The sequence below is a fragment of the Paenibacillus sp. 2003 genome (assembly GCF_031455635.1).
Classification (GTDB): domain Bacteria; phylum Bacillota; class Bacilli; order Paenibacillales; family Paenibacillaceae; genus Paenibacillus; species Paenibacillus amylolyticus_B.
In genome coordinates this window covers 2027409-2043200 of the sequence record NZ_JAVDTB010000001.1, presented here as the reverse complement: position 1 = coordinate 2043200, position 15792 = coordinate 2027409, and the positions used below count along the sequence as shown (strand labels likewise).

General features: G+C 41.3%; 10 protein-coding genes. All 10 read right to left on the bottom strand.

Annotation, left to right across the window (positions count from 1 at the left end; genetic code table 11):
- Positions 1-12: 12 nt before the first annotated feature.
- The 10 genes from J2X75_RS08915 to J2X75_RS08870 all read right to left on the bottom strand — a co-directional run bounded on the left by J2X75_RS08915 (position 13) and on the right by J2X75_RS08870 (position 15775).
- Positions 13-2472 (bottom strand): lantibiotic dehydratase, encoded by a 2460-nt coding sequence (locus J2X75_RS08915; protein ID WP_310335841.1) that lies wholly within the window; start codon positions 2470-2472, stop codon positions 13-15.
- Positions 2473-2483: 11 nt separating this feature from the next.
- Positions 2484-3737: an MFS transporter gene (locus tag J2X75_RS08910; protein WP_167483575.1), complete on the bottom strand. Its 1254-nt coding sequence runs from the start codon at positions 3735-3737 to the stop codon at positions 2484-2486.
- 14 nt (positions 3738-3751) lie between these two features.
- Positions 3752-5485 (bottom strand): tetratricopeptide repeat protein, encoded by a 1734-nt coding sequence (locus J2X75_RS08905; RefSeq protein WP_310335840.1) that lies wholly within the window; start codon positions 5483-5485, stop codon positions 3752-3754.
- Between the two features lie 12 nt (positions 5486-5497).
- Entirely contained in the window at positions 5498-6748 is a 1251-nt protein-coding gene (locus tag J2X75_RS08900; protein WP_310335839.1) for a metallopeptidase TldD-related protein, read from the bottom strand.
- Positions 6745-8043 (bottom strand): TldD/PmbA family protein, encoded by a 1299-nt coding sequence (locus tag J2X75_RS08895; protein WP_310335837.1) that lies wholly within the window; start codon positions 8041-8043, stop codon positions 6745-6747. The genes J2X75_RS08900 and J2X75_RS08895 overlap by 4 nt, the downstream gene beginning before the upstream one ends.
- A 90-nt stretch (positions 8044-8133) precedes the next feature.
- Complete coding sequence (locus tag J2X75_RS08890; protein WP_148089725.1) at positions 8134-8244, bottom strand: ammosamide/lymphostin RiPP family protein; 111 nt, start codon at positions 8242-8244, stop codon at positions 8134-8136.
- Positions 8245-8289: 45 nt separating this feature from the next.
- Positions 8290-10464 (bottom strand): hypothetical protein, encoded by a 2175-nt coding sequence (locus tag J2X75_RS08885; protein WP_310335835.1) that lies wholly within the window; start codon positions 10462-10464, stop codon positions 8290-8292.
- Positions 10454-12481 (bottom strand): tetratricopeptide repeat protein, encoded by a 2028-nt coding sequence (locus tag J2X75_RS08880; protein ID WP_310335832.1) that lies wholly within the window; start codon positions 12479-12481, stop codon positions 10454-10456. The genes J2X75_RS08885 and J2X75_RS08880 overlap by 11 nt, the downstream gene beginning before the upstream one ends.
- A gap of 747 nt (positions 12482-13228) precedes the next feature.
- Positions 13229-14224, bottom strand: a complete 996-nt coding sequence (locus J2X75_RS08875) for a glycoside hydrolase family 43 protein (protein WP_310335831.1) — start codon at positions 14222-14224, stop codon at positions 13229-13231.
- A gap of 591 nt (positions 14225-14815) precedes the next feature.
- A complete protein-coding gene (locus tag J2X75_RS08870) occupies positions 14816-15775 on the bottom strand; it encodes an L-threonine 3-dehydrogenase (protein ID WP_310335830.1) in 960 nt (319 codons plus the stop codon).
- Between the last annotated feature and the right edge of the window lie 17 nt (positions 15776-15792).

Here is a 15792-nt window from a genome sequence, read left to right as displayed (position 1 = left end):
AACGTCATGCTGCTAGGTCAGATTCTCATATATGACACTGAAACGGAATTCAGAAGTATGCTTACATTCATGACGTTCAAACCATAGCTCATCCGCTGCGGGCAACATCTCCGATATAACTACGATTTCGTTTTTCTTTAGGAGCTGGATCAGCAATTCCAAGGTGAAAAAGTTTTCAAAGTCAACGAAGATGGGTTTAGGTTCGTTATCTCCCCTTACATATACACACCGAGGCATAGAATACTGCTCTTTGAACGCAATGGCCCATTCGATAAGCAACCATTCGTTGATGGCTTTGTCACTAGCACTCTCTAAAATCTCTTGACTGTTTAGTTTCCAGCGTTCACGCTGAAAAACAACTCCGTTTATCTCGATTCGTGGCGTATGTTCACCCATTTGAATAGAAAACGATTTGACGCAAGGAAAACTAAATATCTGATTCAGAGGTTCAACATCCGTCTCTAAGTCCATGATCTTTTTATGCCCGGCCTCTAAAATGTAAAAACGCTGATCATATACTAGATCTAACTCAGAAACCACTCTTACTTCTCCACGGGATTTCATTGAGCGACCTAAGTTTTCTACGGTTATGCCCCCGCTTAGTTCAGGTCTAAAGGTTTTCCCGGGTGCTCTTGGTCCTACATGTTCGAGCCAAAGGGATTGTAAACGGTCACCTAAATGATGATAGATCTCCGCATTGAGTTGATCTTTTTCAGGGTAAACGGAGTCTAACACGCTCCATACCTGAATACCGCTGTGAACCTCGCCTAATACCAGTTGATAATTCCCCTGATTTATCGCATCAGCATGAGGCGCTGCAATCATTACATCCGGACTGAATAAAGCCAACTCTGTTGTAGGATATTGAGAACAAAAAGATTCAATCTCTTCTTCTGTAAGACTAATTTTCCCTCTATCAAGCGAACAGGCTTGAAGTGTTGTGATCAGCTTATGATCAAATGCCTGAAGTGATTTGTTTACATAGTCCAGTGCATGTTGTTTGCGTTGTTGCATATGCAGGGCAAAGGATAAAAAGTTAGGTTTATTCTCAAATTTCTCATATTCCTCATAGGCAAATTGTGTGAATGCCTGGTGTTCAACAGCAGCACGGCAAGTCAACAATCGAAAAATGGGGCTTAATTGTGCTTTCCATTTGTCCTTTAATTGTTGTCCAATCCGACAAGTGGAGACATCTCCGGAAGCCTCTTCATATACAATCATTCTGTCGCTATAATGCTTTCCCTGATCTTTCCTAGAAGATAATCCAATATGTTTTTCGAAGGATGTTTCAAGTGACTTTAACAGCTTGCGGCGTTGTTCAAAGCGGCTGCTTTGATTCCATTCCTTTAAAAGGGTAGACCATTCATCAGCAATTTCTTGCCAGGTTGCCTTTGACGCACAGTCCTTTGGTAGCCGGCTGATCCACTCTTTTAGCTCGTGAAACGTTTCAAATACCGAAGTTGGAAAATCAACTTCCACTACCAGTACACGTTTTTCTTTTAATTTCATCATTCGTGACAGACATTCGGTAACCGGTAAATCCAGAGCATGAGCGATTTCAATAACGTTCTTTACCCCATTGCATTCTTCAATAATTTGATGATATTTATCCGGAAGTCGGATTAATTTGTTGTTCGCTGCTTGTCTAAGCCGAGATCCCTCTCTTATAAGGAATGGGCTGAGTTTAGGTTTAAGATAAGGCTGTACATGTGAATCATGTGCAATTTTGTCGGCTAGGCTTTGTACTGCCCAGTAAGCAAGAAATAATTGACGCTTTATTTTACCGTTAATACGGATCTCCAGTTGGCCAGGCTGAAATGTAAACACGCCGTAGTTAGCAGGGCCATAGAAACTGGCTGTTTCATTCTTGGAAGTGAACCGCTGTAAATATTTCGCTGCCATCTTTTCCTTTTTTCGTTGCCTATGTGTGCGAGATGAATCCAACTCATTTGTTAGAAACAAGTTTAATCCATTATCATATGCATTTGGAGATGAAAGGTAGGTCGCTTCTTGAAGATTTACCTTTTCAATAAATATTTGCTGCAAATGTCTCCTGTTTCTCATTAACTCGTCTTCAAATACCGTGTTTATTTGTTTGTATATTTCCTTTAATGTATTGATTCTTTCCTTTGCTTCTATGAGCTGATGATCGTCTATTCTGCTTAGTAATTCACGACTCCCCTCACCCTCTGGCCATGTATAAAGATCCAGTTGGCGATGCAGTCTCTTTCTTTGTCGATTCGTTAATTCAGGCATGCTCCTTAGTGCGACTTTAAAATCCTGAAGTGCTTCTTTACACTTTGCTTCATGTTTTTTCTTTTCATAAATCAACTCGGATGTGACTGAAAAAGAAAGCTGTTGTAACCAGTGTAAGGGAAACCCTGCACTACGAAGAATAACATGCGGGAAGAAACGCCATTCGCCTTGGTCTAATTGTTTCCGTTGATTATCCGTTGTCATTTCTGACGTCATTGTTGCACCTCCTAATTACTGATGTTCTTCGCCATGCTCTCTGGTTGTTGAATGTTGTCTTGCGTGTATTTCAGCCTGATTCGAGCAAAGATCAACATTCCGATCGCCAGAAGTCCTACGATGAAACCGGAAGTTGCATAGACCATAGTAGGGGTAAAAGCCCCAAACAAATATCCAAATAACGCATAGGCCATGAATTCTCCAATCCAGATGGTTACCGTATGAAATCCAAAAACCTTACCTAAATGTTCATCTGCCACTCTTTGTTGTACTAAAGTAACTAAGGGTACATCGACGAAGGGTTGAGTTAAACCAACCATGAACAACAGAATGAGAGGAAGCCATATAGAATCACTAAACGGCATGAAAAGAAATGCGACTCCGCCGCCTAGCCAAGCGAGCATCATTGTACGATATTTGTTTTTAATCGCAAGACGAGCCAGAATAATTCCTGCAACGAGGTATCCAAATCCATCAGCACTCGAAAGAACACCAAAACCTGACGAGTCCAATCCAATTTCGTTCGATACCATCAGATTACCTAGATGGGCAATCCCTCGACCGAAACATGTAAACGCAGCAAACGTGATAAAAATGGAGAAGATAAGTCGATCCTGAGAAACCAGTTTTAATCCGACACCTAGCTCTTTAAAGAGATTTTTGTTCTTATGCTCCACCTTCACTTGTTTAATCTGCACAGGCATAAGTAAAAAAACAGAAATAATAAATAGGATCGCGTTCATAATCATAATTTGACCGGTACTAAGTAAGGTTAATGAGAATCCAGCAAATAACGGTCCAATCAGCCAAAAGCCCATTCTTACACTGTTGGTGATAGAGTTGGCTTTCATTAATTGCTCTTTATGAACGATACCTGGCATGGCTGCTCTGTAAGCGGTCATTGCAAATAAACGCAAGAAACCCAATATGAACGAAGCCAGCATAAAAATGATTTCATTTAAGAGACTAGAAAAGGCTAAGAGTCCCATCACAACCATGAGGACTGCTCTTATTGCATTACAAAACATCACAATTTTCTTGCGGTTAAACCGATCCGTTGCGACTCCAGCAACCATTCCAAAAATAATTTGTGGGATCGTCGTAAGAATCAGGGTTAAAGCCAGGAGTGTAGTTGAATTGGACTCTTTCCAAATGGTCCATGTAATTAGAATTGTTGAGAAACTTTCCGCTATTGGCGAAACAATTTGGGCGGATACCCAAAAATTAAAACTTCTATTTTTACGTAGAGGTATGATTTCTGACAAATGAGGTTCCTCCCTTAAAACCAAAAATGATGAAAAGGATAAAAAAATCTTGAATTCGGCTTCGGGATGATTTGGTAAACTTCAATCTCCCCTCTTTCGATATGTTCTAATTGCTCTTTTCTAATCCTCAATTCTGAAGGAGATAAACTCTCATCTCGTCTGATTGGTGATTCCGATGGCTCTTCTGATACACCAATCATTTGGTGGACTGCATATAGAGCTGTAGATACACTTATCAACTCAGGCAGGAGATGAATTTTTTTGCATAGATCTGTGCTTCTTTGTAGCCATAATGCTGCTCGATCCATCTCCTTTGACTGAAGTAATATATATGCTGTACTTCTGGCAATCCATTCTTGCATATAAGGGTCAGATATCCGGTTACAAGCTTCGTACGCTTTGTCTAACCAACTTAGCGCCATATGAAGTTCACCTTTTTTTCCAGCTAGAAATCCAATACGGAACCAATGTGCAACTAAAAAACTGTCGTCCTGGCCTGCGTTTTTCTGGATAAATATCTGCTGTGTCTGTATTGCTGCATCTATTTTTCCAATGGCTTCATAAAGGTAGCTTGAGTTCTGAGCATATGCAGATGAAAGCAGAACCGTATCCTCCTTCCCTAGTTGCTTAATGTATACCTTAACTTGTTGTAAGGATTTCGCTGCCTGGGGCAGTTGTTGAAGCCTGTAATAAGTTAAAGCTTTTACATTATGTAACCAAGCCATCTCTCTGACCGCCGACTCATCATTCATTCCACTCAGAAACGTCATCCCTTGATCTACAACGTGAATTGCTTCTTCAGGACGTTTAATATGATTCGCTAATAACAATGCATAGTAGATCGATGCTCTTGCACGAATACTGCTGGAGTATTTATTGGTTTGAATGATTTTTTGCAGTGTTGATTCTGCTGCAGAGAGCTGTCTCTCGAATAGGTACGCACGCATGACAAGAAATAAAAGTTCTGCCTCTTCTTCGTCCTTGCATACCTTAGTAAGCAATTGGTTTGCGTGTGCCAATACTGAGTAGCCGTCACACCAAACAACTGCTTTTTCTAAAGGTGTTTTTAATAGTTGGAACCGTTCATTGCTTAATCTGGTCTTGTCCGTTTGATTTAAGTGGTCTACACCTAATGATTTATAAAAATCCCGTACACGAATATGAATGAGTTGATTTGCATCTAGATCTTTAGATGAGATGTGTTCTTGGTAGAAGTAATACGTATCTATAGCAATCGGAAGTTTTTTCGTCCGATAAATAAGTCGTTGCAAAAATATCAAACTTACCTTATCCAAGTAAGAGACATTTAATGGTAGAATCCAGGGGACTTGTATTTCGGTTGTCTGCTCGCGAATCTCCAGTAAACAGCTCACCGTATCATTAGCTATACGAAGTATTTTCTCCATATTGGTTGAAAATTGCCGATCCATTGGGTGAGCTGGAAGGGGAGTTAACCAGCCTGTCTCATCCTCTTTAAGAGCCTGATGCAAAGCTTTGTAGGCATTTTGAATGGTAATTCTTTTTGCAATATAAGGATCAATTAAAACATCCCACACCTTATAAAGCAGCTTGGCCGGCAGATATGTGTCCTCTTTTAGCTCGATCAGGATGGACTTTCTTTCGTGTAAAGGAGGCAGCTCTTGATGCTCCCGGCCCGTAATACTCGGAGAAGCGGAAAACCACTGATGCTCTGCCCCCTGGTCTATCCAATTGAAAAGGTCGAGTTTATCGGATTTCATTACCTTCATGATCTCACCTCTTTAATAGATTACAGATACGTTTTCTACATACAAAGATGGAGATATAAATCCTCTACCTAATGTATTGCTGTATCCATCTGTTGCAGGATCAATTGAACGTAACATCTGAAATAAAGGCGCTTCAATTTGGACTTGGGTTAATCTCTCTACCAAGGTGTTATTATGAATTCTCCAACCTTCCGCTCCAAAAACGAGCTTGCCACCTCGAATATGTCCACCGTAGCTGCGATTCAATAAGAAACCGGATGGGTTTCTAGTTATCAATTCTTCTGTTGAATGGGAGCCTTCCTCTACCTTCAGGTTCGTATATTGAATTTTAGGCATAGTCTGATAATCTTTACGAAACGCTCGGCCATTAGCCATCTGCTTATGCCTGGTTGAAGAAGAAAGTGAATGCAAGGCTTCGTTAAATACACCATTTTTAATTAATGCAATGTCTTTACACAGGGCTCCTTCATCATCAAAACTTGAGCTTCTCAGCAGCTTAGGGAGGTGAGCGCAATCCGTTAATGTGAGTGCTGGACTTGCAATTCGTTTCCCTTGTTTCTGCCAAAGTACGGGTACATTCGTATCCATATAGTCAGAAATAAAAAGGTTTCCGAGAGCTTTAAGCAGCTCTTCTGTTCCCTGCTCCGTTAATATGATGGATGAATGATTTACACTTCTTTTTGGGCGCTCTGCTTGAGTTTGCAGTTGATTATTTAACTCTCCACATAGTGACTGCCAATCTAAATCTGTCATGGAGCGAAAAGAGAATGTCGTACTGGCTCTATTGGATTTCCCTTGAACCAAAACAGAAACGGTATGTTGAGTCTCTCTTTTCTCGTGTTCTCTTCCCTCCGTATCTTGGTAAAAGGCCGTTTTCTCTTCCGTTTCGAAAAATAGGGTTGGGCTCACGATAAGATCAGCGATAGAAAATATCATTTCTTTTCCTTCACGCAGGATATGATCTACTGTATGGGTTGAGACGGGTTGGTAAATTTCCAAATGAGGTTGATATATATTCTTTGGATCTGACCGGTGTGGTACAACCCCTGAGACTCCTGTATCACAGCTCCACTGACTCCAATTTTGATTTTTCACATTTGTATAATTGGATAAAGGACGAATACATGAATAGAATTGATCATCGTTCCACCTCCGTAACGATGATCCGCATCCTTTTCTCTCCGAATAAAGGGATTCCATTTCGGTCATGATCCATGATTTCTGACATAATTCTGTTCCATAATAATCCGCATATCTTCTCATGAGTCTATGGCCTGCACTTCCCAATCAAGTACTCTTACTGTTGGTGATCCAGCCGAGACGGGTAAAGGAGATTGCCCTAGTTTTCCGCATCCACCTCTTACTTCCGCATGAATCTGAAAATCATTCCCTACCCTATCAATAGAACGAAGCAGCTTGCGCCCATCCCCCTTTAATATGGAGGGCGTTATTGGCGTTGTTAATTTACCGTTTTCTATGAGATAACCTTCGGTAACATGAATCTTAAATTCCCCAGTGATCATATTTACGTCTCCATTAAAAGCATTTTTTATATAAATACCTGATTTCGTTTCTAAAATGATTTCTTCTGGTTCATCTTCCCCGGGCAATACGAACGTATTAGACATTCTTACCAGGGGAGGATGGGCATAATTTATGACACGTCCATGTCCGTTGCTCTGTACTTTACTGTGCAGGTGACTTAAATAATTTGAAATTCTCCCCTCTTCCACTAATGTGGTGCATTTGGCGGTGATTCCTTCGTCATCTATGTTATAGCTCCCGGGCAAACCCAAACTTGTTGGATCATCTACAATGGTAAGTTTGTCGGAGCCAATTCTTTCACCTTTACTGTTATGAAATGCAGCGCCTGTTAGAGCAGCTATATCTGCTTCGAGTCCATGACCCACAACTTCATGAAAGATGCCAGGAGCTGCTAAAGGGCCTAAGACTAACGAGTATGCTCCTGAGTGAAATGGTTTTGCATGGAGCTTGTCCAACGCTGATTCTGCAGCGTACAGAACTAACTTTTCAAGTTCTGCCCGGTTTACATATTTTGGAGAAATCCAGCTCTTCGTCACACTCGACTTCGTTGTTTTCTTATTTTGTCTCGCAAGTACTTCCAACTCCAACATGAAACAAGGCCTGATATCTTCTCGAAGCCCGACTTCTGTCGCAAAAAACCATACATGTTGCTTTACAGATTTCCAGTAAGCTCTTGTTGATATGACCTCTGGTGAAAAATGAAGAGCTAAATGATTCATGTGATGATTCCACTTGTCTATTTCGTCCGTTAAATCATCCTCAAAAGCTTTCTCCTGCTTGGGATCCCAATGTTTAAACAACGGTAATGGGTCTCCTCTTACAAGATGTTTGGAAGCAGAATAAAGTGAATCCGGATTCAAGTCCGAGATCGCGATGACTTGTCGATGAGCCCCATGATTCAATCGAACAGCACTGCCCATCTCGGTCAGGTTCTTAATTTCGCTTTTTTCAAGATTGTAAAATACGCGAAGCTCCGTTTTCTTGTATTCAGCAAATAGGTGAATATTCTGCATGATATCCCCCTTTTTGTTCATTCTTTACTTCATTTTTTGCGTAAAGAATCGGCTGTAAAAGCCGATCCCTATACGCAAAAATTGGTGTGACTAAAGGGCTAGAGGGGCAATCTTATCCTCGATCTCTTCCAATTCGAAATCGATATCATCAAGGTCTTCTAATTCCAGATCCAATTCTTCTAATTCAACTGTGTCAGCCATCTTCATCACCTCCTTTGCAAGGTATAATAAAGACTATCGTTAACGCTAAATGGAGTTTTCTTTTCTATATACAAAAGTACGCAGCTCACAACAGTAGTGCCCCTTCTCATCTTTAATGAATAAATCCTCTGGAGAAGGATCCATTCTCGTGAACATAAAAGAAGTTGCTTTTTTGACTTCGTTAAAAAACATATCCGCACAAAAAGGATTATCAAAATCAAACCACATGGGCTTCTGTTCATGTGAGAAATGAAGAAAACCCTCGGATGGTAAATGAAATCTTTTTTGGATCGTCTGCAGCCGTTCAAACTGTTGAAACCAATCCGATATGTTCTGCTCCCCGACCCAATCTGAAGGTTCAAACCTCCAATGCTCACGCATTATGGTGACCCTCCCTACTTTAAGGGATGGGTGTCTACCTTTTGATGTTGATTTAGGTGGATCAAACATGGGTGAACAGAACAGCGCAAACGGAAAAAAAGTTTCTTCTTTAAATCCAAGAGCAGGAGCATAAAAATGTAAGCAATGATGAGTGTTTTTGATAAAAAGGGCTACTTCATTATTTTTAATTCGTACTTCAAGTTGGTCTAAAGACAAAATGTTATCTTTGCTGGATGCAGAAACACCGGTTAATTCTACGGAAAGACCCGGATATTCCTGTGGTGTGCTTTTCATTGTGCGTTTAAATATCCAATTTCCCCACGATTTTGCACTATTCTCTACATGTAGGGCTTCATGTACGGTTTGTCGTAGTTTTCCTTTTTCCTTATTAAAAAATTGCATCCACCCATCGCCCGTAAAACCATGATGAAGTTCTCCTATAACAATGGATGTGACCTCGATCCCCGCGTCACTTTCACTGCCAGCGATCATAAGGTCAGGAGATAGAAGCCATCTAAATGAATTCAGTTCTGCTTGCCATTCCTGCAACACACTTTGAGGCACCTGAATGTAGGAAGTACCCTGATCTTCGACCAACCAAGTCTCTAGAAATTCCACCATGGACTGATTTTTTAAGGTTGGAGGGTTCCTTAGCCAATACGATATCCATTTCTTTGCTGGTATAGATGAACGGCCATGACTAACTTTTTCAAATTGTTGCATGGCTGTTCTTTGGAATACCTTCCACCGTTCTAATCGAAGTTTTGCTTGGATTAGTATGGCTTGGTCTAATTCCTGCCAAAGATCCTTCGAGATAACGACGGGCATAAACTGCTGATCATAACACTCCTCGTAAACTAAGGTTTTATCCGCAAAATATTGGGTGTTTTTACCTTGATAACGCTCTCCCGTAATTCGAGTATAAATTTCTTCTAGGTTAGCTATGGTTTTACTCTTTTCAGTAGGAGATGAACTATTGACATACTTATCGAGATAGTGCTCGATCTCTGACAAAGTAATGAGCCATTTATGGGAATGGTAATCCCCTGATTGAAGTAGACGTTGCAATTCATCTAAGCCATCTACGGAGGAGGAAGGAAGCCTCCATTCCGCTATTTTTTCTCCCAAGTCTTCCTTTATTGCAGTTAATATTTTTTGCAGCGCTTGATGCGAGATGAATGCTTTTTTCTGTATGATCTTTCTTTCTTTTAGGGGTGATCCTTGATCTAAAATGCCATAACTAATGGGACCGAATTCACCCATCGTATCGTTTTTTGTAGTAACACGTTGAAGATAGGCGAAGAGGGTTCTCCCCATCTGTCTTTTTTGACTAAAGCTCGCCTGATCTTTTTGCTTATAGGTTTGATAAAAGTTCCAAAATGCCGGGTTAATCGTATAAAGCATTCGGTCATAAAGATCAGACTGATACAGTTCAAACAGCTTTTGTTGTAATAACTCGAGTTCTTCCTCAAATGTTTTGCGACTTAACATTTCATATTGAGCGATCTGTTGATGTTTAAGAGAATAATTATGGATATGCTCTTCCATGTGCCAGTCTAGCAGTATAGATTTATCATTGTCTGTTAAGGGATTCTTATGTTCTATTCTTCGGATGATCTTACGTTGATGGGAAAGGACAACATTCTGTTTTGGAATCGATCGGATCTCTTGAATCCAATGATCGCACCAATCTTCATAATCTTTACGTGCCTTTTTCCATTGTTTAAAATGTTCCTTGGTTGTTACTACTCTTAGCTGAAGAATGTTTTCTATAGGGAGAGAGGTGCTACGTAATACATATGGCTTTAGCCATTCCCAGGTAGATGTATTAACCCACACGGATTCTCTCCGGTTTTTCAGAATAAAGATTAGTCAGATCAAACGGTCGATTCAATTTGGTTTCTGGTTTTTGGATTGACCATGTTACGTAACTCTCCCATGTCTCATCTTTCTTTTGATCCCATCTTAGAAGGATTTCACTTGCTTTCTCCGCAGCGCTTCCTTTGGATTGGATTTTTAAGCTGTTCAAAATTTCCTGCTTCCCCTCATCCCCATTTCCTTGCTTTTCTAGACATATCGCTAGTGCCGTTGCGACCCGAGGAAGGTCTTCATCCTGTATAAGCAGTAACTTGGAATCAAGACTTCTTCTGTACCACTGCGTCGCTTTATCATAAAGCCGCTGCTCAAAATATATGGCTCCCAGACTTCTGGCAATGATGTCCATATGAAAAGCATCATTCATGTCTTTTGCAATGCGATAACTATCTTTTAATGATTGGATTGCTTCAGCGTATCGCTGGAGTTTGAAGAGCAGCCCTGCTTTCCTGTATAAATAATGCTTCGTAAAAACCGGGCTTGAATGAGTAACAAACTTTTCGAATTTTGACCAATGTTTGAGTGCTGTGTCCACTTTCTTCATATATTCAAACAAAACAGATATATTGGATATTAAGTTTATTTTTATATGGATGGCATCTTCCTTTCGATTACCTTCCTTTATGTGTTCAAGTCCTTGTTTGCATTCTTTAAATGCTTGAGCTAAATCGCCCGTTTCCACGTAGGTAAGTGCCCTTAGGTTATGTAACCAAGTTCGCTCAACTTCTACTTCGGAACCGGTCGTATCCGCTATGTTTTGGAGTGCTTGATCAATAAATCCCCTTCCTACTAATGGGGTGTTTAACCTTTTTGTACACAGTAATGCGGTATACAAGTGTAATTCGGATTTTTTTAATTTATCTTCTGTGAAGGTAAGCGCATGCTTAAAAAGGTTAAGTGCTTTATCGTATTCAACCATATACGCATAACACAACCCCATATATATCCATAGTTCAACTGTGGTTTGTTTTTTCAGATCATGGATATACCGGGATACTTTATTGGCAAGAAAGAGCGCATGTTCATAATTTTGTGTGAAGACACTGGTCTCCAGAGCTTCAAGTAATATCTCGTCCAGTTGTTCTGTATCCCCACTCTCCATGCAGTCTAGAAGTCTTGTTGTTTTTTGAGTTTCATTGTTCGTAAGCTCCAGCTTTAATGAGTTGCCATATGAGAATTTACTTTCATACCCATCTTTCCAATCGGTTATCTCATGTACAGTAGGGGTGATTTGGTTGTAGAGACTTTCAAGTAGTCGATTCCTGTTTTCGGCCAGATTCACGTGCATACGAATATCACTGTCTGCTGCCATTGGGAAACGGGAATCAAGATCACTAGCTTCGGATACGGTTGCAACGATGACAACGGGCAGATCATCAATACATTTTGACAACCGAGCGAAACATCGAAGAGAATGCTCGTCCATTCTGTCGATCTGATCGAACAGAAATATGGTGTTTGTATGATCCAGATATTTGGTATAGTCTAATAAAACTTTAACAATGGTCTGTGTAACTCTGAACATTTGTTCAGATTCTTTATGCAATCTGCGACGTGATGGAGGAAGTGCAATGTCTTCGAGCTTTTGAGCATTCACAAAAGGAGGCTCGGAACTAAACGCTGGAAAGAGATACAGGATCTCTGGCGCATGATTTTTTAGAAGTTTGTATTCCCCTTTGTGAAGTAGAAAAGAGATAATAGTATAAATTAAAGGAGCGATGGAACTAAAACCTCGAGTCTCCCAAGTACCTCCAATGGTGATCAGATTCGTCCTGTGAGCTAATCGCGTATGCATTTTCTCAGCCAAAGCAGCTTTGTGGAGCATATTTCCGTTGTTAATCCAGATCTTATCATCTATTTTTAAGGGGAGCTGTCCCCTCTTTAATTCCAGGATTCTCAATACATTTGACTCTATTTTTTCATATTCTGACTTTATCTGGCTTTCAAAAAGAAAAGGATCCCCTACTTCGTTTGAACGCATATATAACACCATCCTTTTTAAATAATTCTGACGTGTTATGTTGTCGATGTGTCCAGCAAATATGATGTGAAATGAAAGAGAGTGCATTTTGAGTGTGGTTAATATAAAAGTGCTGTCTTGAGATTTGCATAATGAAAATGTGGACCTACTCTTTAAACATGGAGTAGAACAAGAAGAGTGTCATGTAATTTTACGTTGTGACCTTTTCCAAAGTACCATACGAAAACTAATCTGACTTTTTTTGCGAAGGATAAATAAGTTAGCTAATTGCTAAGTAGAACGATGACAAAATCATCCGATAAACTTCCAAATTTAACTAGAACAATTCTTTGAAATGTGTAATTTTTCTATTATTATACATAATAACACAGAATTTTCATGTGTCAAATTTCGGATAATGGACAAATATTCGTCAACTTTTGTCTTTTATTGCGTTGTTTTCTTCATAAGACATATGAAAACGTTCCTGCTATATTGTCACTTAACAATAATATGTTTTGCGCTGTCATTCCAACAGGTCTGATCCTATTTAAGGGCGGGCTCAGCCCCTTTTGATCCTGTTTATGAAAAAGAACCGTTGATCATTCTCGTAAAAATAAAAGGCATCTGCACCTGTAACTTTCCCCCTATTCTCCTCTATAGAAAGAATCATTTTTTACTGTTCTACTCAAAAAAGCAGCCCCGTCAGGAGCTGCCTCATGTTATGCCTTATCTTGTAATCTTATCTGTTTCCGCTAACCTGCCAGCTTACTCGGCATCCGGATAAGGATTGATCTTCTGGATCGTTCCGTCTTCGTTGTATTTCAGCTCGGAATATTTAACGCAGCGCTTGTGGTTGACGCCTTCCGATAGGGAACTGTCGTGATAGAACAGATACCACTTGTCTTCAACTTGCACTATGGAGTGGTGGGTTGTCCAGCCGATAACCGGAGAGAGAATCTCGCCCTTGAACGTGAATGGTCCCATCGGATTCTTGCCGATCGCATATACGAGCTTATGCGTGGTGCCTGTAGAGTAGGACAGGTAGTAATACCCGTTATATTTATGCATCCATGGTCCTTCAAAATATCTCCGGTCCTCATCCCCGGCCAGAATCGGATTCCCGTCTTCGTCGACAATCGATATCTCGGCTGGCTTGCCCTGGAAGGACAGCATGTCGTCGCTAAGCAGTGCAACTTGCGGTCCAAGCGCCGGCTGGTCAGGAGTCGGTCCTTCTGCATCTGGCACGAAGCTGCCGGTCTGCCATTTCTCCAGCTGGCCACCCCAGAGTCCGCCGAAATAGATGTATGACTGATTGTCGTCATCCACCAGTACGGCTGGATCGATACTGAAGCTGCCTTCCATATAATTCGGTTGCGGCGTGAACGGGCCTGCCGGAGACTCTGATGTTGCCACACCCAGACGGAAGATGCCGTCATAGTCCCGTGCCGGGAAGAACAGGTAATAGGTATTGTTTTTATAAGCGGCATCCGGTGCCCAGAGTTGCTTGGAGGCCCACGGAATATCTCTCAGATGCAGCGCTTCGCCGTGGTCGACCACCGGGGAATCGAAGTTGTTCATCGAGAGGACATGATAGTCTTCCATTTTATACTGGTCGCCGTTATCATTGCTCGGCTCGTCATGATCGAGGTCATGGGAAGGATAGATGTAGATTTTGCCCTCATAGACATGGGCGGACGGGTCAGCAGTGAAGATGTGGGTTACGAGCGGCTGGTGGGGCTTAGGTAGTTGTTGTTGATTCATAAAGCATCTCCTTTGGTATTGGAATTGTTCTCCTTCAGTTTCGGGCGTGAAGCAAGCGTTTACAATATCTAATGTTATTGTACAAGCCCCGCTTGTTCTTTCCTATACACATACTAAAGATCTTCCCCCGAAAAAATGTACATTTCCCGCCTATTCCATTCCATTACACTGAAAATATACACCAATTGCTCGCATTTTGCTTACCTGGGTGGACATTTTTTGGTGAGTTCTATTACAGTCCGAAAATTTTTAACAGATATTCTCCTCACACAAGCTGCATTCGCCTAACAATAACACTACAAGCAGGACCTAGTATTTGTGAATTACAGCAATCGGTACAAGAACTTGAACCGATAAAATAAAAAAGCCGCTAAATAGCGACTTCAATGGGAATAAGTTCTTGTACCTCGACAGTTAACCAAAAGCCACAACTGTTTTACTACATGTGTAATTTTCATTCCATATTTCTTCTGGCAAGATGGAGGATGAAAAAAAGAAGCTGCAACAAAAGGTCCGGGTAACGCCAAACCTCCTCTTGATGCAGATTCTTTTGTATTTCTACTCGGTTTGCACAGTAAATTTATAATAAATTTAAGCTTTGCGAAGCATTTGTCTCTCGCTTAGCTGTGAAAGCATATCCTTCGTCATAGCCTTCAAGTCGTAGCGGGCATGAAATCCCCATTCTGTTTTTGCTGCCGTCGCATCAATGGAATGCGGCCAGCTATCGGCTATCGCCTGTCTCTTCGGATCAACGTCATAATCGAGGATAAAGCCGGGAAACTCCTCTCGAATTGCTGCAGCGATCGCCTCCGGATCCACGCTCATTCCGGTGACATTAAATGAGTTTCGGTGCATCAACCGGGAAGAATCCGCTTCCATTAAATCGATGATAGCGTTTAGGGCATCCGGCATATACATCATGTCCATGTTTGTGTCTTTGGCGATATAAGATGTATACCGGCCAACCGTCACGGCTGCGTAATAAATTTCCACTGCGTAATCGGTCGTTCCTCCGCCGGGAGGCGTCATATAAGATATCAAACCAGGGAATCGTAGCCCCCTAGTATCCAGGCCGTACTTGTGAAAATAATAATCACAAAGCAGTTCGCCGGACACTTTGTTCACGCCGTACATCGTATTGGGCCTCTGGATCGTATCCTGCGGGGTATTGTATTTCGGAGTCGTAGGGCCAAAAGATCCAATGGAGCTTGGAGTGAACAATTGGCAGCCGAGCTCTCTGGATATTTCAAGTGCATTCATCAATCCGCCCATATTCAAATTCCAGGCAAGCAGGGGTTTCTCCTCTGCGGTAGCCGACAGCAGCGCAGCCAAATGGATGATGGTATCCACTTCGTACCGCTTGGCGATTTCGAACATCGCCTTATCATTCGTCACGTCCAGCAGCTCGAATGGTCCGGATCGGGTAATTTCGTGGGCTGATGACCTGAGATCCGTAGCAACGACGTGATCCTCACCATAAATCTCACGTAATTTAACAACTAACTCAGAACCGATTTGGCCCAGTGCCCCGGTCACCAAAATCTTGTTCATAAGACATTCCTCCCGAA

Bases quoted from the DNA above. Each gene is read 5' to 3' on its own strand.
- J2X75_RS08880 (WP_310335832.1), bottom strand. From the start codon at position 12,481: ATGCGTTCAAACGAAGTAGGGGATCCTTTTCTTTTTGAAAGCCAGATA.
- J2X75_RS08900 (WP_310335839.1), bottom strand. From the start codon at position 6,748: ATGAGAAGATATGCGGATTATTATGGAACAGAATTATGTCAGAAATCA.
- J2X75_RS08870 (WP_310335830.1), bottom strand. From the start codon at position 15,775: ATGAACAAGATTTTGGTGACCGGGGCACTGGGCCAAATCGGTTCTGAG.
- J2X75_RS08895 (WP_310335837.1), bottom strand. From the start codon at position 8,043: ATGCAGAATATTCACCTATTTGCTGAATACAAGAAAACGGAGCTTCGC.
- J2X75_RS08875 (WP_310335831.1), bottom strand. From the start codon at position 14,224: ATGAATCAACAACAACTACCTAAGCCCCACCAGCCGCTCGTAACCCAC.
- J2X75_RS08905 (WP_310335840.1), bottom strand. From the start codon at position 5,485: ATGAAGGTAATGAAATCCGATAAACTCGACCTTTTCAATTGGATAGAC.
- J2X75_RS08890 (WP_148089725.1), bottom strand. From the start codon at position 8,244: ATGGCTGACACAGTTGAATTAGAAGAATTGGATCTGGAATTAGAAGAC.
- J2X75_RS08915 (WP_310335841.1), bottom strand. From the start codon at position 2,472: ATGACGTCAGAAATGACAACGGATAATCAACGGAAACAATTAGACCAA.